The sequence below is a fragment of the Microcystis aeruginosa NIES-4325 genome (assembly GCF_008974145.1).
Taxonomy (GTDB): Bacteria; Cyanobacteriota; Cyanobacteriia; order Cyanobacteriales; family Microcystaceae; genus Microcystis; species Microcystis aeruginosa_G.
Map to the genome: position 1 here is coordinate 40,598 of NZ_BJKP01000022.1, position 20,665 is coordinate 61,262.

The following is a 20,665-nucleotide window of genomic DNA, read 5'->3' on the forward strand; positions in this document are numbered from 1 at the left end:
ACTTGCCGATAACCTAAAACACATCCACCCCCGCAAACCCTTGTATTTTGGCATTAGCGGCTTCCCCACAGCTGCGCGGGGTGGGGAATAATTTCCCCGGGTTAGCTAAACCTTTGGGATTAAAGCAATCCCGCACATAGCCCATAGTTTCTAAGTCAATCTCGTTGAACATAGCGGGCATATAACAATTTTTATCGATGCCGATACCATGTTCCCCCGATAAACTGCCCCCAACCCGCACACAAAGCTGGAGAATTTCACCGCCTAATTCCTCCACTTCTGCCCAAGCCCCCTCTACCTTGTTATCGTAGAGAATCAACGGGTGTAAATTGCCATCCCCGGCGTGAAAAACATTGGCGATTTTATAACCGTATTTTTCACTTAAAGCCTTAATTTCCTGAAGAACAGACACCAATTGAGTGCGCGGTATCACCCCATCTTGCACAAAATAATTAGGGCTAATTTTCCCCGCCGCCGCAAAAGCCGCTTTTCTGCCCTTCCATAGTTTCAAGCGGGTTTCGGCATCATTAGCCGTGGTGATATTTCTCGCCCCATTTTGACGGCAAATCTCGGCAACCCGATGTTTATTACTGGCGACTTCTACCCCTAAACCATCCAATTCCACTAATAAAACTGACTCGGCATCCCGGGGATAACAGCCCGTAGCCACCACGTCTTCCACGGCGTTAATACTGAGATTATCCATAATCTCCATCCCCGCCGGAATCATTCCCGATTTAATAATATCCGCCACCGCTCGGCCCGCCGCCTCGATACTGGTAAAATCAGCCAGTAAAACACAGATAGATTCCGGAGTTTTCAGGATTCTTAAGGTGATTTCCGTGGCAATGCCTAAAGTTCCCTCGGAACCCACAAATAAACCAGTTAAATCGTAGCCCGGTTGTTCTGGTACTGCCCCCCCCACATCGATAATTGAACCATCGGGAAGGACGATTTTTAAGCCCATAACGTGATTGGTAGTGACACCGTATTTTAAACAGTGAACCCCGCCGGAATTTTCCGCCACATTACCACCGATCGAGCAGATAATTTGACTAGAGGGATCCGGTGCATAATAAAATCCCGCCCCGCTTACTGCTTGCGTCACCCAATTGTTAATCACCCCGGGCTGTACCACTACCCTTTGATTATCTAAATCAACGCTGAGAATCTGATTCATCCGCGCCGTAACGATGAGAATCCCCTCTTCTAAGGGTAACGCCCCCCCCGATAAGCCTGTTCCTGCCCCCCTCGCTACCCAGGCAATCTCGTTATCGTGACAGAGTTTCACCACCGCCGCAATTTCTGCTGTGCTGCGAGGCAGTACCACAAGAGCGGGTCTTTGTCTGTATCCCGTGATACCATCGCACTCATAGGTTAATAATTCATCCTTACGACGGATGACTCCATCTTTGCCAAGGATCGCTTCTAGCTGTTTGATCAGATTGGGGGAGATTTTCGGGGGATTTTTGAGTAACATAGGTTTCAGGGCGGCGGAGTGGCCATAAAATCGCTCTATAGGTTAAAATATCGCCAAAAAGCCAGAAATGAAGCTTTAAAAACTGCTCTCTCCTATTTTAGCACTATAACCCCTTCCTCTGTAGATAGAAACCTGCAAGGGTCAGGATTATAGAGGAAATTGCCGATAAATTTCCCATCGCTTACCGTTATGAATTAGGAGGGTAATTTGATCGATCATCACCTCAAAAAATAGCTCTTGATTAGCATATTTTGACCAAGCTTTCCAGAAATTATCTTTAGTTAAATCTCGGAAGCCAACGGTTAAATGAGGCGCAAAAGCTCGGCTTTTTGAGGCATTATCGCTGATATTCAAGGAAGATTCTAGCTGCTGTAAAAGCCGTTTTTGTAGGGTTAATAATTCTGGGGTTTTCTGGACATTAATATAAATGACTCGCGGTTTAAAGGCGGCAAAATTCTGGAGAATCAGGGGAATAGGAGAGTGCAAGCAGGCAAATTCCTCTAAACATCTTTTTAAATCCGGTAATTGTCCTAAATTCCACCAGAAAGGAGGTTGGAGAGTGACGTGGGGAGGCGATTTCAGGGCAGCGCGACTATTGTAAATTTCTGCAAACTCTAACTTGATTTTTGTGGCAATTTCCTGTACTTCTGGCGGCGGCAAAAGTGCAATAAAAAATAGAGATCCCTGGAGTTGATTCATGGAAACAAGCAAAGCTACAGAAATGAAGCTGTCACATCGATTCTAGCAGTCTTCCACAACTCTAAGCTAATTGTATATCTCTGTTACATTGCACCCTCGACGGCCAAGATTAATCGGTATAATTATAGGATTGTTGATCAGTCCTAGCCTCCTGAGAATTTATGCCCTGGTTTGTCAAGATAGAAAAAGGCATTGTTGATAAAGATATCTTTGATCGCTATGTCAGCGCCCATAAGGACTATGTGCGTGATTTAATTAGCCAAGGACGAGAAGCAAAAACCGGTTATTGGGCAGAAAGAGGCGGCGGAATGTTATTATTTAAGGCCGATTCTCTTGAGGAAGCCCAAGCAATTATAGTTTGCGATCCTTTAATCGAGAATGGTTGTGTGGAATATGAACTCCATGAATGGCGAATTGTCGTAGAATAATCTAGCTTTTCAGGGAACAGTGAACAGTAATCAGTCATCAGTGAAAAGACAGCAAGGTTAAGCTGTTGATTATCTAAATATTACTCGTTAATACTGCTTGGGAGTGGGGGGAACCAGAGAAGGGAGCTTTTTTACTGCGAACTGATCGCTGAGCACTGATCACTGATAAGCTATACTGGGGGAATTGTGCTAACAGCACGGTTGCTGCTGCCGCTCATTAAATTGTCCCCAGTGAAATTGAGGAATTAACTTTGTCTAAACAAGATCTCATCGAAATGGAAGGAACCGTCACCGAATCTTTGCCTAACGCCATGTTTAGGGTGGATTTAGATAACGGTTTCAACGTCTTAGCCCATATATCCGGCAAAATCCGCCGTAATTATATCAAAATCCTCCCCGGCGATCGAGTCAAAGTAGAACTCACCCCCTACGACCTAACAAAAGGAAGAATTACCTATCGCCTGAAAAATCAGAAAAAATAGCGATAAAGACGGGCAGAGAAGCCAAAAAGCCTAATAAGCAGCCAAATTTATTTAAAAAAAATAGGTGACACAGGTAAAAGAAATCTGATATAATAATAAGCTTGCAGTGTTGCCAGAATACTTAGGCATGAAAGTTAGAGCGTCTGTCAAAAAAATGTGCGAAAAGTGCCGCGTCATCCGTCGGCGCGGTCGAGTCATGGTAATTTGTTCTAACCCCAAACACAAGCAGAGACAAGGTTAATCCACCAAAGTCACTGTCTTGGGGCAGAGAATCGTTACCGTTAATTGTAGTCGTTTTTGGAAAAAAAATCGTTCATAGGGAGAAAGAAAAAGCGTGGCAAGGATAGCTGGTGTAGACCTACCTCGCGATAAGCGTGTGGAAATCGCCCTGACCTACCTCTACGGAGTGGGTCTATCGCGTTCCCAAGAAGTCTTATCTGCGACGGGTGTTAACCCTGACACTCGGGTCAAGGATCTCAGCGATGAAGACGTGGCGGCGCTACGGACTTATATCGAAACAAATTATCAAATCGAGGGGGATTTGAGACGCTGGGAGGCGATGAACATCAAACGCCTCGCCGATATCGGCACCTATCGAGGTCGTCGTCATCGGCTAGGATTACCCGTGCGCGGGCAACGGACGCGAACCAATGCGCGGACACGTCGCGGTCGTCGGGTGACAGTGGCAGGGAAGAAAAAAGCCCCCTCCAAGAAATAATTTTTTATTCATTGCGATATCCCCCAATCAAGAAAAACTATGGCGCGACCAACCAAAAAAACCGGACCGAAAAAACAGAAGAAAAATATTCCTACCGGAGTCGCTCACATTCAATCGACCTTCAACAATACCATTGTCACGATCGCCGATACCAAAGGCGATGTGATCTCTTGGGCATCGGCGGGATCGAGTGGTTTTAAAGGAGCCAAAAAAGGAACCCCCTTCGCAGCCCAAACCGCCGCCGATAACGCCGCCCGCCGAGCGATCGAACAGGGAATGCGTCAACTAGAAGTGATGGTTAGTGGCCCTGGGGCAGGACGGGAAACCGCAATCCGGGCCCTGCAAGGAGCAGGATTAGAAATCACCCTGATCCGGGACGTGACTCCCATCCCCCACAATGGTTGTCGTCCTCCCAAACGCCGGAGAGTGTAAACAGTGAACAGCTTTTTCAGGTGACAGGGATCTTGTGGCCAGCAGCCGTTAGCTTTGAGCGCATCAGCAGCAGAATCGGGTCGTCAAAGACCATCTGTTCAAAAAGCCGAACGCCGAACGCTAAAGGCCCAACGCTAAAGAAAACTGATAACTGATAACTGAAAACTGATAACAGCAACAAGGGAGGTCAATCGGTGGCGCAATTTCAAATCGAGTGTGTAGAAGCAAAAACTTACAAGAATCAGAGTCAGTACAGTAAGTTTGTACTAGAGCCTCTAGAAAGAGGCCAGGGTACAACCGTAGGTAATGCCCTGAGACGGATTCTCATTTCCAATCTGGAAGGGGCGGCCGTGACGGCCCTGCGGATCGCGGGGGTCAATCACGAGTTTGCCACCGTCGAGGGAGTACGCGAGGACGTGATGGAACTCATGCTCAACATGAAAGAAATCACCCTCAAAAGCTACACCAATCAAACCCAGATCGGGCGTTTAGTGGCAACTGGACCGGCGACGGTAGTGGCGGCACAATTTGATTTACCCTCAGAAGTAGAGATAGTCGATCGCAATCAGTACGTCGCTACCCTGGCCGAAGGGGCCAAGCTAGAGATGGAATTTCGCGTGGAAAAAGGCAAAGGCTATCGGGCAATTGATCGCAGTAAAGACGAAGCTACTTCGCTAGACTTTCTGCAAATCGACTCGATTTTTATGCCCGTAACCAAAGTCAACTACAGCGTCGAAGATATCCGTTCCGAAAGCGGTCAAGCTAGAGATCGTCTGCTCTTGGAAATTTGGACAAACGGGAGCATTAACCCCAAAGAAGCCCTTTCCCAAGCGGCCGATATGCTGGTCAATCTCTTTAACCCGCTCAAGGACCTCAACGCCCTCGAAGCCTCTGGTAACTTTGACGACCAAGAGATCAACCAAGAAAACCAAATTCCGATCGAGGAACTACAATTATCCGTGCGCGCCTACAATTGCCTGAAGCGAGCGCAGATCAACACCGTAGCCGACCTCCTCGATTACAGCCAAGAAGATCTCTTAGAAATCAAAAACTTTGGGCAGAAATCGGCCGAAGAAGTCATTGAAGCCCTACAAAAACGGTTAGGAATCACCCTACCCCAAGAAAAAAGCAAGTAAACCCAATTCCAGGAAAATACCATGAGACATCGGTGTAAAGTGCCTCAATTGGGTCTGCCGGCTGACCAAAGAAAGGCACTGCTGCGCAGCTTGGCTACCCAGCTAATTCGCCACGGTCAGATCACCACCACCCTAGCGAAAGCGAAAGCGGTGCGAGCAGAGGTAGACCACATTATCACCCTAGCTAAAGACGGTTCCCTGAGCGCTCGTCGCCAAGCTATGGGCTACATCTACGATAAACAACTGGTTCACGCCCTCTTTGAAGGCGCCCAGTCCCGTTATGGCAACCGTAACGGCGGTTATACCAGGGTCGTGCGTACCCTGCGCCGTCGCGGGGATAATGCCCCCATGGCGATTATCGAACTGATGTAACGATGACAGCTTGCCCCCAGTCGCGGATCGCCCTAGTTATCCAGTATGTGGGAACTAATTTCCACGGCTGGCAACGGCAACCCCATCACAGGAGCGTGCAGGAAGAAATCGAGAAGGCTCTGGCCGATATTCTCGGTCATGCCGTCACTCTGCACGGGGCCGGACGTACCGATAGCGGTGTTCACGCCGCCGCCCAAGTTGCCCATTTCCAGCAGCAGAGTCCGATTCCACCTGCCCATTGGGCCAAGGTTCTCAATGCTCGGCTAGATGACGATATCGTCATTCGGGCTTCAGCCCAAGTTCCCGATCACTGGCACGCCCGTTTCTCGGCCCTCTGGCGACGTTATCGTTACACCCTCTATACCGACCCCATCCCCAATCTCTTTGTTAGCCCCTTTAGTTGGCACTACTACCATCGTCCCCTCGATGCCGATTTGATGGCATGGGCACTCGCTCCCTTATTGGGTAAGCACCATCTGGCCGCCTTTCACCGTGCCAACTCTAGTCGTGACCATTCCTGGGTAGAAGTGCAGGGGGTGGAATGCTACCGTCAAGGGCCGTTTATACAGATGGAAATTCAAGCTAATGGCTTTTTGTACGGGATGGTGCGGCTATTGGTGGGAATGTTGGTGGAGGTGGGAACCGGTGAGCGATCGCTAGAAAACTTTACCGACATCTGGGTCAATCAGCGCCGAGAATTGGTCAAATACGCCGCACCAGCTAAAGGACTATGTTTACTGCGGGTGGGTTACGCCGATTTTCCCTTTGCCGATAGCGTCTGGTGCGAGACTCAGCCTCTTTATTATTTCCGAGCATAGGGGATAGGGGAATAGGGAGATAGGGAAATAGGGAAATAGGGGAATTTCAACTAAAACCCTAAAACCCTAACCCCCCAACACCCAGGTGGGCAATAAAAAAAATTAATTTTTGTAAACCAAGGCAAACTCACCATGAACAAAACACCTCTACCAAATTTAGAGACTCTAGAGCAGAAATGGTACGTCATCGATGCGGCCGATCAGCGTCTAGGTCGTCTGGCTACCGAAATCGCTATGATTCTACGGGGCAAAAATAAAGCCACCTTCACCCCCCATCTGGATACGGGGGATTTTGTCATTGTTATTAACGCCGAAAAAGTGACGGTGACGGGCAAAAAACGCCAACAGAAAGTTTATCGCCGCGACTCCGGCAGACCGGGTGGTATGAAGGTAGAAAGCTTCGATAAACTGCAAAAACGCATTCCCGAACGGATTATCGAACACGCTGTTAAGGGAATGCTCCCGAAAAATAGCTTAGGTCGGAAATTGTTCACGAAACTGAAAGTTTATGCCGGTGCGGAACATCCCCATCAGGCACAACAACCGGAAGTTTTAGCGATTAATACGATTCCCGCAGGAGGAAATTAAGTCAATGCAAGCCACAGACAGTAAAAATAAGGTAGTTTATTGGGGAACAGGACGACGCAAATCGGCGGTCGCTTCCGTGCGTCTGGTGCCGGGGACGGGGGCAATTACCGTTAACGGTCGCGATGGGGAAACCCATTTTAACCGCATTCCCACCTATATCCAGACGATTAAAGCTCCTCTGGAGACTTTGGGACTGGAAAACGAGTATGATATCATCGTTAAGGCCGAGGGCGGTGGTTTGACCGGTCAAGCGGACGCGGTGAAATTGGGTGTTGCTAGAGCTTTATGTCAATTGGCCCCAGAAAATCGTCCTCCCCTCAAGAGTGAAGGTTATCTGACTCGGGATCCCCGGGCGAAGGAACGGAAAAAATACGGTCTTCACAAAGCGCGTAAAGCGCCTCAATACTCGAAACGTTAGGTTAATAGAGAGGTTTATTATGCCGAAAAAAATTCATCCTACTTGGTATCCGGACGCTAAGGTGATCTGTAATGGTGAAGTGGTAATGACGGTGGGTTCGACAAAACCGGAAATTCATGTGGAGGTTTGGTCGGGTAATCATCCTTTTTATACGGGAACCCAGAAGATGATCGATACGGAAGGCCGGGTTGATCGCTTCTTGCGTAAGTACAAAATGGGCGATAAGTCAAGCAAAAAGGCCGATCAGAAATAATTCTTTACTTTTGCCTTTTTGACCCGGTGGGGAGATTTTCCCGCCGGGTTTTTTGCTATTTTTAGGCTGGTAGGGTCATTATGTAAAAATGTCTGGGTGAATACCATGATTGTTTTACTGATGGCACGGGGCTTTTGAAGGGGCGAAGTAATTCGCCGGCTCTTCTAGTTTTTAAGGTGAACCATCATATAAATTGACAATACAGTAGTCTCCTTTTTTCCGTATATCAGTATTTCGTTTTTCTCTACCTAGGGTTATACGCCAAACGTTGATAATTGCCTGACTGCCTCTATTAGTCGATTGAATACGCACCCTAGCTGAACCAACCATCTGTTTATCGTTATAAGGAGGAGGATAAGCCATTAAGTCCAGAATTTCATAGCGGAAAGGGTTAAAAAGGGTACTAGCTAGATCTTTCGTTTGGTCACACCAGTATAGTTCAAAGCTATGGTTTTTATTTACTATTGTATCCAAAGTATCTTTTAAAAAATTCGTGAGTTTCTGTTGCATATTCAGTTGATGCTCTTCTGGAGGAGCCTTTGAGACTATCACTTTAGGTTTTGATTGTACAATACTATTCTTTACAACCTTATTTTTTAGAGCGTTCTCCTTTTTTCTTTGATACTCTTCAATTTTAGTTTGAGCGATTTTATAGAACTGGTCTTCTGAAGGGATTTTTTTTAGAGAATTTATAGATTCCTTGTACAAATCTATAATTAATTTTCTATCATTTTCGTGCTTGGCATCTAATGTTGATGCCATGTTAGCTTTCATTATTGCGTCATTGCGTCGTCGAACACAGATTTATAGTTAACAACTGAATGCGTTTTTAAAGGTAGTGTTTTTGAAGGAAGATTATTCGAGTTTTTAGAGTTAGTATTTACTTGATTCTGTACCCCCACAAAGGAAGGTGTCGCTTGGGTATTACTATTACTAGATGATTCAAAGGAACAAGAGGTGAGAAAAAAAATAGCGAAAGATTGAACTATTTTTTCAACCGTAAACTTTGTACTCATAGTTAACAAGCAAATGCAAATAGGAATAATAGAATTTAATTATTTCTATGATAATCATATTCACTACAGGGTAAGCGCATCTTAACAATTCTTGACAAAATTAACTTTGTGTGAGTTGCTTACTCAGAGAGCGATTTAGGCATATTTGAGGAGAATTTGCCGTCTCAATTGTTAAGCAAAAATCGACCAAATATTAAGATTTCGCAACTATTCTGATTGACTGGTATCACCTGAAATGCCCATGCGGATCACAAAATTGGCCAATTGTCAATAGCCTTTGAGATGCTCTCACCCTGATATTCACTATATATAAATATTCAGTGACCGAGATCACGTTCCAAAATAGCAAATCCATATAGGGTTTGCTGAATATTACTGGAAGCCTTGCTATAAAACAGTTTTGGGGCTTTTTTTGCCAAAAAAGTGCAAGAAACAAACGTTGAGAAATCGAAATAGGGACTCAAAACCCCTGCACTTTCATTGGCGATCGCAAGGGGTTCCGCTTCCAGTACCATTACCTCGGCATCAGAAAAAGACGCTTCTTGACTGTCGCTGGCGATTAAATCCCATTTTTCTCGTTCAAAATCCCAAATTTGTCGGCGTAAATCTTCGATTTGCTGCTTGATCCTCACTTGTTCTTCCGGTGCAATTGTCACTAAAGTGTTTCGCTTTCCCGCTAATTGTTGTTTTAAGCGTTGAATATTGTGTTCGAGGTTTTGTAATTCGTCAGTAGCCACGGGAAAATAAGCTTAAATTAGCCAATTAATTCAATTATGATATGTCATTCCTTTAGCTGCCCACACTCCCCAACACCAAAACCCCAACACCCAACCCCTCACGGATCACTGAAAAAGCCTAGCTCAATCTGAAAATTTTGATTATGATCATTAAGTGATTGACCTGTATTTGTGATATAGATTCAAAGGAGAGACACGGTGTCCACAGAAGTGATCGAAAAGCGTTCCACAGCGACAATCCGTAAACCAGCACCGCGTTATCGCGTTTTACTCCACAATGACGACTTTAATTCGATGGAGTATGTGGTTCAGAGTTTAATGCAAACGATCGCCGGTATGACGCAACCCCAAGCAGTCGATATCATGATGGAAGCACACACTAATGGTACAGCCTTGGTGATTACCTGCATCCAAGAACACGCGGAATTTTACTGTGAAACCTTGAAAAATAAAGGTTTAACCAGCAGCATCGAACCCGATGAATAAAAGATTACAGGTAATTGTCACTTACCCAGTCCCCCTGCGACTGGGGATTTTTATTTTGCTCCTACTTTTTCTCTGGTTGCCGATCGCACTTCCCCTCTATCACTTTTTTGCCACTAATGCTAATCTGGTTTCAATTTTGACCCTTTCTGTTCTCTATCTGGAATTTTTGGGGTTATCCCATTGGTGGGGACGGACAATTTATGGCGATGAGGGATTAGCTGATTATGGGTTGATTTGGCGAATAAAAACGCTGATCGAGTTAATTAACGGCTTGGCGATTGGTTTATTTTTCACTTTCTCGCTTTTTCTATCCCAAGCGTTCCTAGGTTGGTTAAATTTCTTACCCGCAAATCCCCAAATCAGCAAAATCATCCTGGAGGGGTTTTTAGTAGCTTTAGCGGTGGGTTTTGCCGAAGAATTACTATTTCGGGGCTGGTTACTGGGAGAATTAGAAAAGGATTATCGTCCCGCTATCGCTCTAGTGATTAGTGCCTTCATTTTCGCTCTTGCCCACTTTATTAAACCTTTAGCCGAAATTATCCGCACTTTTCCCCAATTTCCTGCTTTAGTCTTGCTAGGATTAATTCTCGGTTGGGCAAAACGCGCCTGTGGTGGTAGTTTGGGTAAAAGTATCGGTCTGCACGCAGGTTTAGTCTGGGCATACTATATGTTAAATGTGGGTCAGTTAATTAAATACACTGGTACTGTTCCCGATTGGCTAACTGGAATCGATAAAAATCCTTTAGCGGGAGTGATGGGTTTACTTTTTCTGACAATTCTCGCTATCTGGACAAGAAAAAAAGTAACCGATGTAAAACTGGACAGTTAGACTGTTTTCTCTCGCTGTCAATTTCGGTCTTTTGAGGGGTTTTTCGCCCATAAGTATTCAAGGTTTATGCTGCCGATATTTCCGATGAATGACAATTTTCTAGCGATCGAGCCTTTCCACTACCGAAATTCGAGTTTATCATAAAGAGAAATCCTCTCTCAGGTAAGAGCGGTAGTATGGCTTACTCGACACAGCAGTTAATTGAAATTCTCGAGCGAGAAATGCACGCCACTTGCAAAGGGGAACGTCTGTTACTCTCTCCGGCGGAGCGCATTGATAATCCGGTGATTGCCAAGGCGATCAATCTAGAAAAGGTGGGCAAAGTCTTCGCCTATCAAGATTTTCGCCGCCAAGTTCACGATTATCAACAAAAATATCAGGTTTCGGGTATTATCTGGCGTGTTTGTCAATGGGACGATCGCACTCTCCGTTATCCCGAAATTCATAATCAATTAGTTGCCGTCGCGGGTGACAAGGAAATTCTCATGGCTGCCAAAGCCTCGGTTTTAGATTTTTGGAACAGTATCACCCCTAATATGAATTTCTGGTGGGCGCTTAACTCCCGTCGTCCCATTTCTGCCGATTCTCTAGCCGAATTAGTCGCCCATTCCGAATGGGCGGAATTAGATGTGGCGCGCACGGAATTATATCTCGGTCTCTGTTGGGGTAATCCTTTAGAACACCAGTATCAATGGGCGCAACCCTTTTCCGGTTGTCATCGCATTATCGCCGCCGTCGATGAACCTAGTTCGATTAAGGTATGAGGACGATTGATGTCTTGGGGTGTGGAGTGTGGGGAAGTGGGGAAGTGGGGATAATAAATAAAAGCTGCCCCCTGTCTCCTATTGTAAAGTTTTGTTAATTTTTCTGGGATTAGGGCATTTTGTAAAAATAGATACAGAATTGTATGTTATATATATTAGTGGGTGATTAAAAAAGTTCAAAACACGATTTGCAGCTCGGAGGAAATGATTATGTCCACAGAACAACAAGCTCGCGCCTTAATGATGCGTCACCACCACGCCGTCAAAAATCGTCAACAATCGATGTTAGACAGAAGTGCTTCTGAAATCGGTATTGACAATGACAATGGCTCCGGAGAAACCGTTCAACGTCGCTTCTCGGCCGACTTTTCTTCACAAACTTATGATCGCTCTGGTGCTACTCTGAGTTAGGCTCTTAGATTTCGCCAAAGTATCAGCTTTCGATCTTAGAATTAAGTGAACAATCGGCCCACACAAACCGAGATTGGTAGGTGTGGGTTTTCGGTTTTTAGAGATAGGGGTCAGTCCTGGGCCGATTACGGGGTTTCATCGGGATTTATGCCTAATTGCCGTAATTGCGCCGCTAAACGTTCCGCCCGTTGACGTTCGCTTTCGGCCTGTTGATAGGCTGCCTGGGTGCGTTGACGTTCGATTTCGGCTAATTCCGCAGGTAGAAGGATTAAATTGCCGTCTAGGTCATAAAAACGCAGCCAAGGGGCTTCTTCTCGCTGAATGCTTCCCCTCCAGACTCCTAACCATAATCCCAAACGTTGACACCATAACCAACCGCGGTGGTCGGGAATAATTTCTTGATAGCATTGATTTGGGTCTAAAGCCCAACCTTGCAGGGAAGTGGCATCAAAGGGATTATAAACGAAGTATTGGGAACAGCGAAAAGTCCGCTCATAGAGGTCTTTTTTGGTAGTTAAATCGATTTTTGCGGTGCTTTCTGACATTAATTCCACGATCACATCGGGATAACGTCCTTTTTCGTCCCAAACCACCCATCCTTGTCGTTTATAACTACCATCGATATCGAGGACAACGAAAAAATCGGGGCCACGAAAATCTTTATTAAAAACCCGCTCACGGCTAAAGTAAATAAACATATTACCGCCAACAAAAAAGTCCTCTCGATCCTGATAGGCTTGTTCGATAGAATCGATTAAGACATTCATAGCCTTGCGGTGACGGTGCGTTTCCAAAGGTTCTCCATCATCAAAAATCAAGTCTTCTGGGGGAATCGGGGGTTCTTCCCAATCGATAACTGGAGGAGTGAGGGGTTGAGTCATCGGGGTTACGTCCGGGATAGAGATGGTTTTATTTTATTTGCAAGACAAGGCGATATTTAGGTTGTCCAGTTCTCAATTTTTCCATAGCTTCATTCACCCGGGAGATAGGATAGGTTTCTGTAACGGGTTCAATGCCATGACGAGAGGCAAATTCAATCATTTTACTGATGGTACTGGGACTACCCAAAGGACTGCCGGAAATCGATTTTTGACCCATAATCAAGGGAAAAGCGTAGGTAGCCATGGGTTCAAGAACAGCCCCAACAATATGCAGACGACCTTTGGGACGTAAACAGGCGATATAAAGACCCCAATCGAGATTAACGTTAACGGTAGAGATGATGAAATCAAAGTAATTTTGTACTGATTGCAAGGCTTCGGGGTCTCTGGAATTGATAAAATGAGTCGCGCCTAGTTCTTTTGCTTCTGTTTCTTTGTCGGGACTACTAGAAAAAGCGGTTACTTCGCAGCCCCAAGCTTTGAGGAATTTTAAGGCTATATGGCCCAATCCACCAATACCAATGACACCAACTCGGGCCGTGGGTTTAATATCAAATTGGACAATCGGATTAAAGACGGTTATACCACCACAAAAAAGCGGGCCAGCTTTGGCAGCATCTAACTGGTCCGGCAAGGGAACTAACCAACTATGATGGGCCCGGACTCTTTCGGCAAAACCGCCATGGCGACCGACGATAGTTCCTTCGGCAGTGGCACAAAGGTTTTGATCCCCTGACATACAAGTTTCACAGGTCAAACAGGAACGGGAAAACCAACCAAGACCGACTCTTTGCCCTAATTTTAACTCTTTGACTTTAGCACCGAGAGCGGCGATCGTACCGACTACTTCATGACCGGGGACAAAGGGATAGGTGGTCAGTCCCCAATCGTTATCGAGCATACTTAGATCACTGTGGCAGATGCCGCAATATTCCACCTCGATTTCTACATCTTCATCCGCTAATATACCCGGATCGTAGTCAAAAGGCTCTAGTTTCCCCCCTTTTTCTTGGGCAGCATAGGCTCTAATCATGATTAAGTTCTCTAGAATGGGTTTATTGGTTATTTTATTCTAGATTGATCTGAGTATGGCTGACTATGGTCTATTGCCTGTTCCCTAATAGCGGATAATTAATTCCACTGGTAATTTTCATCTGCTCCTAACAAAACTTGTCGGTAAAGTCCGCAGGCATCGAGAAGCGACCAGTAATCGCCGACGAAAAAATCGAGAGGGGTGACTGGGAAAGTGACAGGATGATTGGAGGAAATCATCACTCATGTAAATAAACAAAGCCTCGAAATTGCTAGTGGCAGGATTGGCGGAAAAAAAACCGCTAGGCAAATCAATCGAGTCACCGAAGAACTTTTTCGGGAGATGCCCTCCGAAAAATCAGTTTTCAGTCAATAATATCAAGCGACAAACTCGAACCTGCCTGTTTACTGTTTACTGATTATTGAATCATTGGTGGTAAAGGGGATTAAACCGGCAAAATGGACTATTAGAACAATTTTTGGCTGAGGGAACGAATTTTCAAATTGTCAAACTGGAGAAGGTGAAAAGATCCGTAAACTTAATTAACAATCGGCTGCGAAAATGTCTTGACTATCAGACCCCAAATGAGGTATTCTATGAAAGTAGATTCAGGTAGTGATGCAATTAAGACTTGAATTAGCCATGGTGCGGAGAAGTCAAACAAGGCGAAAAGCCCATGCCCAACTTTGAGATAATTCTTGTCGGCAATCCTATTCTATTAACTACCATTATTACCAGATTGTCATGGGAAAAGTCATCGGCATCGACTTAGGGACAACCAACAGTTGTGTTGCTGCACTCGAAGGGGGTCAGCCGATTATAGTCCCCAACTCGGAAGGGGGAAGGACAACTCCTAGTATTGTGGGATTCGGCAAAAGCCAGCGCCTAGTGGGACAACTGGCCAAACGTCAAGGGGTAACTAATGCCGAGAATACCGTCTATAGCATCAAACGCTTTATCGGTAGACGTTGGCAAGAGACCGAGGCGGAAAGGGGGCGAGTTGCTTATCACTGCCAACGCGGTCGCGATGATACCGTCAATATTAAAATTCGCGATCGGGAATTTACCCCCCAAGAAATCTCGGCGATGATTCTGCAAAAATTAAAGGCCGATGCCGAGGACTATCTGGGAGAAACGATCAAAGAAGCTGTGATTACAGTTCCCGCCTATTTTACCGATGCCCAACGTCAAGCCACTAAAGACGCAGGGGCGATCGCAGGGCTAGAAGTATTAAGAATTATTAACGAACCGACGGCCGCCGCCCTGGCCTACGGTTTAGATAAACAAAACGAAGATCAACATATCCTCGTTTTTGACCTAGGGGGAGGAACCTTCGACGTTTCCATCCTGCAACTGGGGAATGGAGTCTTTGAAGTGAAAGCCACGGCTGGCAATAACCATCTTGGGGGGGACGATTTTGATAACCTCTTAGTGCGGTGGCTGATCGAGAACTTTCAAAGCCACGAAAACATCGATCTAGCCAGCGATAGCATGGCGATCCAAAGACTGCGAGAAGCCGCCGAAAAAGCCAAAATCGAGCTTTCTAGCCTGATTACCACCTCGATCAATCTCCCCTTTATCGCCGCTGACGAAAGCGGTCCTAAACACCTAGAATTAGAACTAACTCGCGCTAAATTCGAGGAATTAACTAGGGAATTAGTGGAAAAAACCCTGGAACCCGTACAACAGTCCCTGAAAGATAGCGAACTGCAGCCCGGGGATATCAACCGGGTGATTCTTGTCGGTGGTTCCACCAGAATTCCCGCCGTACAGCAATTAATCTCCCGTTTCTTTTCTGCGGGCCAGATCGATCGATCCGTTAACCCCGATGAGGCTGTTTCTTTGGGGGCGGCGATTCAAGCGGGAGTTTTAGGTGGAGAAGTAGAAGATGTCCTCCTCCTCGATGTCACCCCCCTTTCCCTAGGCATCGAAACCCTCGGCGAAGTTTTTACCAAAATTATCGATCGCAATACCACTATCCCCACCAGTAAATCTCAGACTTTCTCCACCGCTGCCGATGGTCAAACTTCGGTGGAAATTCATGTTCTGCAAGGGGAAAGGTCGATGGCCCAGGATAATAAAACCCTCGGTAAATTCCTCCTGACGGGAATTCCTCCCGCCCCTAGGGGTGTGCCACAAATCGAAGTGTCCTTCGATATCGATGTCAACGGCATCTTGAAAGTGGCCGCCAGCGACCAAGGCACTGGCAAAGAACAAAGCATTTTAATTAGCCATACTGGAGGACTGAAACCGAACGAAATTGAAAAAATGCGCCTAGAAGCCGAACAATACGCCGAATTTGATCGCAGTCGTCTGCAAATGATCGATATTCGCAACCAATCCGATAGTCTTTTATATAGCTACGAAGTCACCCTCAAGGAAAACAGTGGGTTTGTCACCCCCGATATCCGGCAACTAGCCGACCAGAAGCGGCAGCAGTTGGAAATCGCCCTGCACAACCCCTCCCTATCCCCGGAAAAGCTAAAAACCACCCTGGAAGAATTTCGTCAGATTGTCCTCGAAATCGGTACCCGCATCTACACAGGTAAACAAGAGGAAAACCAACCCCGCAACGTTACTGGTGTTCAACCGATCGATCTTCCCCAAGAACCGACTGGCTCCCCCCCCAGCCAAGCCGCCGCCCCCCAAAATATCATCGCCGACAGGCCGACCCCCGCCTCTGAATCGGGCAGTTATGATAATACCTATAATGAGGCGGACGCGATCAACAGTGACTACGAGGCCGTAGATTAGAAAAGGAAAAGCTATCAGCCTTTTCAGGGATCAGTAATCAGTGATCAGATGTGAGTTTTCAGCTTTTTTCTCCCCATCTCCCCACTCCCCACTTGCCACCTCCCCACTTGCCACCTCCCACCAAAAAAAATAGTAGGGATAACCCAACTAAACTATTATGTATAGTTTGTTAAAGTAACAACTAGACTGAAAATTTATTTATAAATTGCGAGCAGAACCATAGCCACCTATGCCCACTGATTATTACGAAATTCTAGGTGTCTCGCGAGATGCCGGCAAAGAAGACATCAAACGCGCCTATCGTCGTCTCGCCCGAAAATACCATCCCGATGTTAACAAAGAAGCGGGAGCCGAGGAACGCTTCAAGGAAATTAACCGCGCCTACGAAATTCTCTCGGAACCTGAAACCCGTAATCGTTATGACCGCTTTGGTGAGGCTGGGGTTTCTGGGGGCGCTGCCAGTTTTGATCCCGACAATATGAGTGGTTTCGCCGATATCTTTGAGACAATCTTTAGTGGTTTCGGGGGCATGGGCGGCCAAGCAACCGCCCGACGACGCACAGGGCCTATCCGGGGCGAGGATCTACGTCTCGATTTCAAACTAAAATTCCGCGAGGCGGTCTTTGGCGGCGAAAAGGAAATCCGTATCCGTCATCTGGAAACCTGTCAAACCTGTAAGGGCAGTGGGGCCAGACCAGGGACCAGTTCTCGCACTTGTACTACTTGCAATGGTACTGGACAGGTGCGTCGCGCCACCCGTACTCCCTTCGGTACTTTTGCTCAGGTTTCGGCCTGTCCCACCTGTGATGGTGCGGGAGAAGTGATCGAGGAAAAATGCGACCTTTGCGGCGGTTCCGGACGAAAACAGGAAACCAAAAAACTGAAAATTACCATCCCTGCGGGGGTTGACAACGGCATGAAATTGCGCGTTGCCCGGGAAGGAGACGCAGGACTGAAAGGCGGGCCGCCGGGGGATTTATTAGTTTATCTAACCGTGGAAAACGATGCAGAATTTCAACGGGAAGGCAATGATATTAAATCGGATATCACGATTAGTTATACCCAAGCGATTTTAGGATGTACCATCAAAGTTAATACGGTAGATGGCCAAGAAGACCTGACTATCCCGGCCGGTACTCAACCGAACACCGTACTGATTTTAGAAAACAAGGGGGTTCCCAAATTGGGCAATCCCGTCAGTCGCGGCGATCATCGCATTACCGTTAAAATCTCGATTCCTACCCGTGTCACCGGAGAAGAACGGGAATTACTGGAAAAATTAGCAAAAGTTCGCGGGGAAACCGTGGGGAAAGGCGGCATCGAGGGGTTTTTAGGTAACATCTTCCATAAATAACTATGACTTTAGACCTGCGCGGCACTCCCTGCCCAATTAATTTTGTCCGGACAAAATTGCAATTAGAGAAAATGACCGCCGGGGAACGGTTGGAAGTCTGGTTAGATGCCGGGGAACCGATCGAACAGGTTCCCACTAGCCTGACAGTGGAGGGTTATCAGATAGAATCGATCGAGGACCGAGATAGCTTTTTTGTTCTCAAAGTCTATCGCCCCGATTCCTAAAATGGTAGATGCACAATTAACCGATTTATACGGCACAGTGGTGGCCGTACAGGCGAATTTCTATCAGGTACGCTTGGATTCTCCCGTTATGGGCGAGAATCTTCTCTGTACCCGTCGCGCTCGCTTGCAAAAAATCGGTCAATCGGTGATGGTTGGTGATCGGGTGCGCGTGGAGGAGGCCAATTTTGCCGATCAACAGGGTGCGATCGCAGAAGTCCTCCCCCGCAGTACCGAGATCGATCGGCCTGCCGTTGCCAATATCGAGCAGATTTTGCTAGTTTTTGCCCTTGCTGAACCCGTCCTCGATCCTTGGCTGATTAGTCGTTTTTTGGTGAAAGCCGAGTCCACAGGCTTAGAAATTGCGGTCTGTGTCAATAAAATTGATCTGGGGGAACCGGAAAAAATAGAGGTCTGGGGCGATCGCCTAGCTAGTTGGGGATACCGGCCCTTTTTTGTCAGTGTGGAGAAAAATCGGGGATTTGAGGCTTTATTGGCACAATTAAACCATAAAATCACTCTCTTGGCCGGTCCATCGGGGGTGGGAAAATCGAGTTTAATTAATTGCCTAATTCCTGAGATTAATCAACGGGTGGGGGATGTGTCGGGAAAACTGCAAAAAGGTCGTCACACCACCCGTCATGTGGAGTTATTTGCTTTACCAAATCGGGGTTTATTGGCCGATAGTCCGGGGTTTAACCAACCGGATATTAACTGTTCACCGGAACAATTAACTTTTTATTTTCCAGAAGTGAGAGCGCGTTTAGCTTTGGGAAATTGTCAATTTAATGATTGTACTCATCGTCGGGAACCTAACTGTGTGGTGAGGGGAGATTGGGAACGTTACCAACATTATTTAGAGTTTTTAGAAGAAGCGATCGCACGAGAACAGTCATTACAGAAAACTAGCACAAAAGAGTCAAGTTTAAAGTTAAAAATTAAAGAAGCAGGTCAAGAAACCTACGAACCCAAATTAGCTAATAAAAAATATCGTCGTCCCTCCCGTCGCGGCAAAAATCAAGATCAGGAACGCTACGAAAATAAAACTCTCCAAGATATTTATAATGATGATTCTGAATAGAATTGGTTAGGTTTCCTTTATCTTCAGGGGGACTTTATAATACTAAATCCGTTGAGTATAAGCTACTTATGAGGACACGCAAAAGGCAATAGGCAAAAGGAGCAATAGATAATCAGTTTTTAATAACCAGATTTAGTATAAATACTGTCTAAAGATGAAAATCTAACAGCAATGATTGTATCTATGGGTTTTTATCTGAACTATTTTTCATTTTTTTGTTTCTACTTTGTGATTAATTCAACTTATCTACGAACTAAATTTTTAAGAGTTCTAGAGTTAGCTATTTTCCATGTTCCCTCGTCATTTTCAAGATTATAGCGAACTAATAAGGTACTTAAACCACTATTTTTTTGATCAATTTTACCCTGACTGTTATAGAGGGTTCTTTCTTCAGTAACCACCACATCCACTGTAGCTTGATCGTCCGAGTTTGTAAAATTATTAACTGAATCTATTCTCTGAACTCCATAGATATAATAAGCACCATTATTAGCCAACCATTCGGAAGAACTTTCTTGACCATCAGAGCTTTTTATTTTGTCATTATAAGCTTTACCTGTAAGTAATTCTTCTCCTAAATAGGTTTGATAGGAAGGACCGAAAATATCTCTTTTTGCCTTTAACCAGCGCTCGATTAAATCCACCGCTTCTGAACGAGAAATAGAGTTAACTGTCTGTTGAGGAACAGGTGAATAGACGGGTTCAGGACTGGGGGAATAGACAGCTTCAGGACTGGGTGAGGTATCGATGACACCTTGGATGATTTTAACTTGATTAAAGTATTTAATTAGCTGCCTTTGTAAATCTTGAGCGCGATTTAAGTCACTAAAAGCTGCTACCTGAATATTACCATCATTAACAAAAGCATCGCGACAAAAGTTACTTTTAACTCTCTCTAAACTATCCTCGTCAGTTACTACAACTTTATAGTAAGTATCGGTGATATTCTCATCTCCACAGACAGATTTAGGAAACTCATTATTAATGGTAATATCTGAGTCTTGATTCTCTGGGGAAGGTGACGGAGAAATTGATTTATCTCCAGAAGAATTTGAGAGATAATGACTTAAGACAAAACCACCTAAAATGCCAGTACCGATCATACTCCCTATAATTATTGCTTTCACCCATTCAGGTAAAGTGCGGGGGGAGCAAGTCAGTTTTGTCAGAACATAAATACTATTCAATAGCTAAAGACTGTTATTTAGGTAAGCACAGCGGTGTTTAAGCACTTGAGGGATATTTTCTTCATTCCACTGGGCTCCAGAAATTTT

General features: G+C 45.6%; 26 protein-coding genes and 1 pseudogene. 20 read left to right on the forward strand and 7 right to left on the reverse strand.

What is annotated here, in order from left to right; genetic code table 11:
• Nucleotides 1–13 precede the first annotated feature (13 nt).
• Nucleotides 14–1,480 (reverse strand): glycolate oxidase subunit GlcD, encoded by a 1,467-nt coding sequence (gene glcD / locus MiAbW_RS13025; protein WP_151696457.1) that lies wholly within the window; start codon nucleotides 1,478–1,480, stop codon nucleotides 14–16.
• Nucleotides 1,481–1,627: 147 nt separating this feature from the next.
• Nucleotides 1,628–2,179, reverse strand: a complete 552-nt coding sequence (locus tag MiAbW_RS13030; protein ID WP_151696458.1) for a 2'-5' RNA ligase family protein — start codon at nucleotides 2,177–2,179, stop codon at nucleotides 1,628–1,630.
• Between the two features lie 161 nt (nucleotides 2,180–2,340).
• Between MiAbW_RS13030 and MiAbW_RS13035 the strand changes: the two genes are divergently transcribed.
• The 11 genes from MiAbW_RS13035 to rpmE all read left to right on the forward strand — a co-directional run bounded on the left by MiAbW_RS13035 (nucleotide 2,341) and on the right by rpmE (nucleotide 7,824).
• The gene (locus MiAbW_RS13035) at nucleotides 2,341–2,607 is read left to right on the forward strand and encodes a YciI family protein (protein WP_151696459.1); all 267 of its coding nucleotides are present in this window, start codon (nucleotides 2,341–2,343) and stop codon (nucleotides 2,605–2,607) included.
• A 251-nt stretch (nucleotides 2,608–2,858) separates the two neighbouring features.
• Nucleotides 2,859–3,089: a translation initiation factor IF-1 gene (gene infA / locus MiAbW_RS13040; protein ID WP_002737109.1), complete on the forward strand. Its 231-nt coding sequence runs from the start codon at nucleotides 2,859–2,861 to the stop codon at nucleotides 3,087–3,089.
• 127 nt (nucleotides 3,090–3,216) lie between these two features.
• Complete coding sequence (gene rpmJ / locus MiAbW_RS13045; RefSeq protein WP_012593611.1) at nucleotides 3,217–3,330, forward strand: 50S ribosomal protein L36; 114 nt, start codon at nucleotides 3,217–3,219, stop codon at nucleotides 3,328–3,330.
• Nucleotides 3,331–3,423: 93 nt separating this feature from the next.
• Nucleotides 3,424–3,807: a 30S ribosomal protein S13 gene (gene rpsM / locus MiAbW_RS13050; protein WP_002735415.1), complete on the forward strand. Its 384-nt coding sequence runs from the start codon at nucleotides 3,424–3,426 to the stop codon at nucleotides 3,805–3,807.
• A 39-nt stretch (nucleotides 3,808–3,846) separates the two neighbouring features.
• Nucleotides 3,847–4,239 (forward strand): 30S ribosomal protein S11, encoded by a 393-nt coding sequence (gene rpsK, locus MiAbW_RS13055; protein WP_002735413.1) that lies wholly within the window; start codon nucleotides 3,847–3,849, stop codon nucleotides 4,237–4,239.
• Between the two features lie 194 nt (nucleotides 4,240–4,433).
• On the forward strand, nucleotides 4,434–5,375 hold the full coding sequence (locus tag MiAbW_RS13060; protein WP_151696460.1) for a DNA-directed RNA polymerase subunit alpha: 942 nt from the start codon (nucleotides 4,434–4,436) through the stop codon (nucleotides 5,373–5,375).
• A gap of 21 nt (nucleotides 5,376–5,396) precedes the next feature.
• Nucleotides 5,397–5,747: a 50S ribosomal protein L17 gene (rplQ, locus tag MiAbW_RS13065; RefSeq protein WP_150976241.1), complete on the forward strand. Its 351-nt coding sequence runs from the start codon at nucleotides 5,397–5,399 to the stop codon at nucleotides 5,745–5,747.
• A gap of 2 nt (nucleotides 5,748–5,749) precedes the next feature.
• Nucleotides 5,750–6,565: a tRNA pseudouridine(38-40) synthase TruA gene (truA, locus tag MiAbW_RS13070; RefSeq protein ID WP_151696461.1), complete on the forward strand. Its 816-nt coding sequence runs from the start codon at nucleotides 5,750–5,752 to the stop codon at nucleotides 6,563–6,565.
• A 132-nt stretch (nucleotides 6,566–6,697) separates the two neighbouring features.
• On the forward strand, nucleotides 6,698–7,153 hold the full coding sequence (gene rplM / locus MiAbW_RS13075) for a 50S ribosomal protein L13 (RefSeq protein ID WP_002735375.1): 456 nt from the start codon (nucleotides 6,698–6,700) through the stop codon (nucleotides 7,151–7,153).
• Nucleotides 7,154–7,157: 4 nt separating this feature from the next.
• Complete coding sequence (gene rpsI, locus MiAbW_RS13080; RefSeq protein ID WP_002737094.1) at nucleotides 7,158–7,571, forward strand: 30S ribosomal protein S9; 414 nt, start codon at nucleotides 7,158–7,160, stop codon at nucleotides 7,569–7,571.
• 19 nt (nucleotides 7,572–7,590) lie between these two features.
• The gene (rpmE, locus tag MiAbW_RS13085; RefSeq protein ID WP_151696462.1) at nucleotides 7,591–7,824 is read left to right on the forward strand and encodes a 50S ribosomal protein L31; all 234 of its coding nucleotides are present in this window, start codon (nucleotides 7,591–7,593) and stop codon (nucleotides 7,822–7,824) included.
• Between the two features lie 171 nt (nucleotides 7,825–7,995).
• On the opposite strand, the gene MiAbW_RS13090 is transcribed toward rpmE, so the two are convergent.
• Nucleotides 7,996–8,586, reverse strand: coding sequence for a hypothetical protein (locus MiAbW_RS13090; RefSeq protein ID WP_151696463.1), 591 nt, complete (start codon nucleotides 8,584–8,586; stop codon nucleotides 7,996–7,998).
• A gap of 571 nt (nucleotides 8,587–9,157) precedes the next feature.
• The gene (locus tag MiAbW_RS20130) at nucleotides 9,158–9,577 is read right to left on the reverse strand and encodes a hypothetical protein (protein WP_238707281.1); all 420 of its coding nucleotides are present in this window, start codon (nucleotides 9,575–9,577) and stop codon (nucleotides 9,158–9,160) included.
• A gap of 198 nt (nucleotides 9,578–9,775) precedes the next feature.
• On the opposite strand from MiAbW_RS20130, the gene clpS reads away from it, so the two are divergent.
• The 4 genes from clpS (at nucleotide 9,776) to MiAbW_RS13115 (ending at nucleotide 12,067) form a co-directional block, all read left to right on the forward strand.
• Complete coding sequence (gene clpS, locus MiAbW_RS13100) at nucleotides 9,776–10,063, forward strand: ATP-dependent Clp protease adapter ClpS (protein WP_002738526.1); 288 nt, start codon at nucleotides 9,776–9,778, stop codon at nucleotides 10,061–10,063.
• Nucleotides 10,056–10,892 carry a CPBP family intramembrane glutamic endopeptidase gene (locus tag MiAbW_RS13105; protein ID WP_151696464.1) on the forward strand — a complete coding sequence of 279 codons (837 nt, stop codon included), beginning with the start codon at nucleotides 10,056–10,058 and terminating at the stop codon, nucleotides 10,890–10,892. The genes clpS and MiAbW_RS13105 overlap by 8 nt, the downstream gene beginning before the upstream one ends.
• 176 nt (nucleotides 10,893–11,068) lie before the next feature.
• Entirely contained in the window at nucleotides 11,069–11,656 is a 588-nt protein-coding gene (locus tag MiAbW_RS13110) for a hypothetical protein (protein ID WP_151696465.1), read from the forward strand.
• Nucleotides 11,657–11,866: 210 nt separating this feature from the next.
• Nucleotides 11,867–12,067, forward strand: coding sequence for a hypothetical protein (locus tag MiAbW_RS13115; protein WP_151696466.1), 201 nt, complete (start codon nucleotides 11,867–11,869; stop codon nucleotides 12,065–12,067).
• Between the two features lie 125 nt (nucleotides 12,068–12,192).
• Here the strand turns inward: MiAbW_RS13115 and MiAbW_RS13120 are convergent, their stop codons facing one another.
• Both MiAbW_RS13120 and ahr read right to left on the reverse strand, forming a co-directional pair.
• A complete protein-coding gene (locus MiAbW_RS13120) occupies nucleotides 12,193–12,948 on the reverse strand; it encodes a Uma2 family endonuclease (protein ID WP_151696467.1) in 756 nt (251 codons plus the stop codon).
• Nucleotides 12,949–12,976: 28 nt separating this feature from the next.
• Nucleotides 12,977–13,981 carry an NADPH-dependent aldehyde reductase Ahr gene (gene ahr, locus MiAbW_RS13125; protein WP_151696468.1) on the reverse strand — a complete coding sequence of 335 codons (1,005 nt, stop codon included), beginning with the start codon at nucleotides 13,979–13,981 and terminating at the stop codon, nucleotides 12,977–12,979.
• A gap of 158 nt (nucleotides 13,982–14,139) precedes the next feature.
• On the opposite strand from ahr, the pseudogene MiAbW_RS20135 reads away from it, so the two are divergent.
• The 5 genes and pseudogenes from MiAbW_RS20135 to rsgA all read left to right on the forward strand — a co-directional run.
• Nucleotides 14,140–14,616, forward strand: a pseudogene (locus tag MiAbW_RS20135) (transposase); the annotation flags it as partial.
• A 109-nt stretch (nucleotides 14,617–14,725) separates the two neighbouring features.
• Nucleotides 14,726–16,735, forward strand: coding sequence for a molecular chaperone DnaK (dnaK, locus tag MiAbW_RS13130; protein ID WP_151696469.1), 2,010 nt, complete (start codon nucleotides 14,726–14,728; stop codon nucleotides 16,733–16,735).
• A 229-nt stretch (nucleotides 16,736–16,964) separates the two neighbouring features.
• Nucleotides 16,965–18,089: a molecular chaperone DnaJ gene (gene dnaJ / locus MiAbW_RS13135; RefSeq protein ID WP_151696470.1), complete on the forward strand. Its 1,125-nt coding sequence runs from the start codon at nucleotides 16,965–16,967 to the stop codon at nucleotides 18,087–18,089.
• Nucleotides 18,090–18,091: 2 nt separating this feature from the next.
• Complete coding sequence (locus tag MiAbW_RS13140; RefSeq protein ID WP_002738399.1) at nucleotides 18,092–18,313, forward strand: sulfurtransferase TusA family protein; 222 nt, start codon at nucleotides 18,092–18,094, stop codon at nucleotides 18,311–18,313.
• 1 nt (nucleotide 18,314) lies between these two features.
• The gene (gene rsgA, locus MiAbW_RS13145; RefSeq protein ID WP_151696472.1) at nucleotides 18,315–19,391 is read left to right on the forward strand and encodes a small ribosomal subunit biogenesis GTPase RsgA; all 1,077 of its coding nucleotides are present in this window, start codon (nucleotides 18,315–18,317) and stop codon (nucleotides 19,389–19,391) included.
• Nucleotides 19,392–19,633: 242 nt separating this feature from the next.
• On the opposite strand, the gene MiAbW_RS13150 is transcribed toward rsgA, so the two are convergent.
• Entirely contained in the window at nucleotides 19,634–20,518 is an 885-nt protein-coding gene (locus tag MiAbW_RS13150) for an ARC6/PARC6 family protein (RefSeq protein WP_238707282.1), read from the reverse strand.
• Nucleotides 20,519–20,665 lie beyond the last annotated feature (147 nt).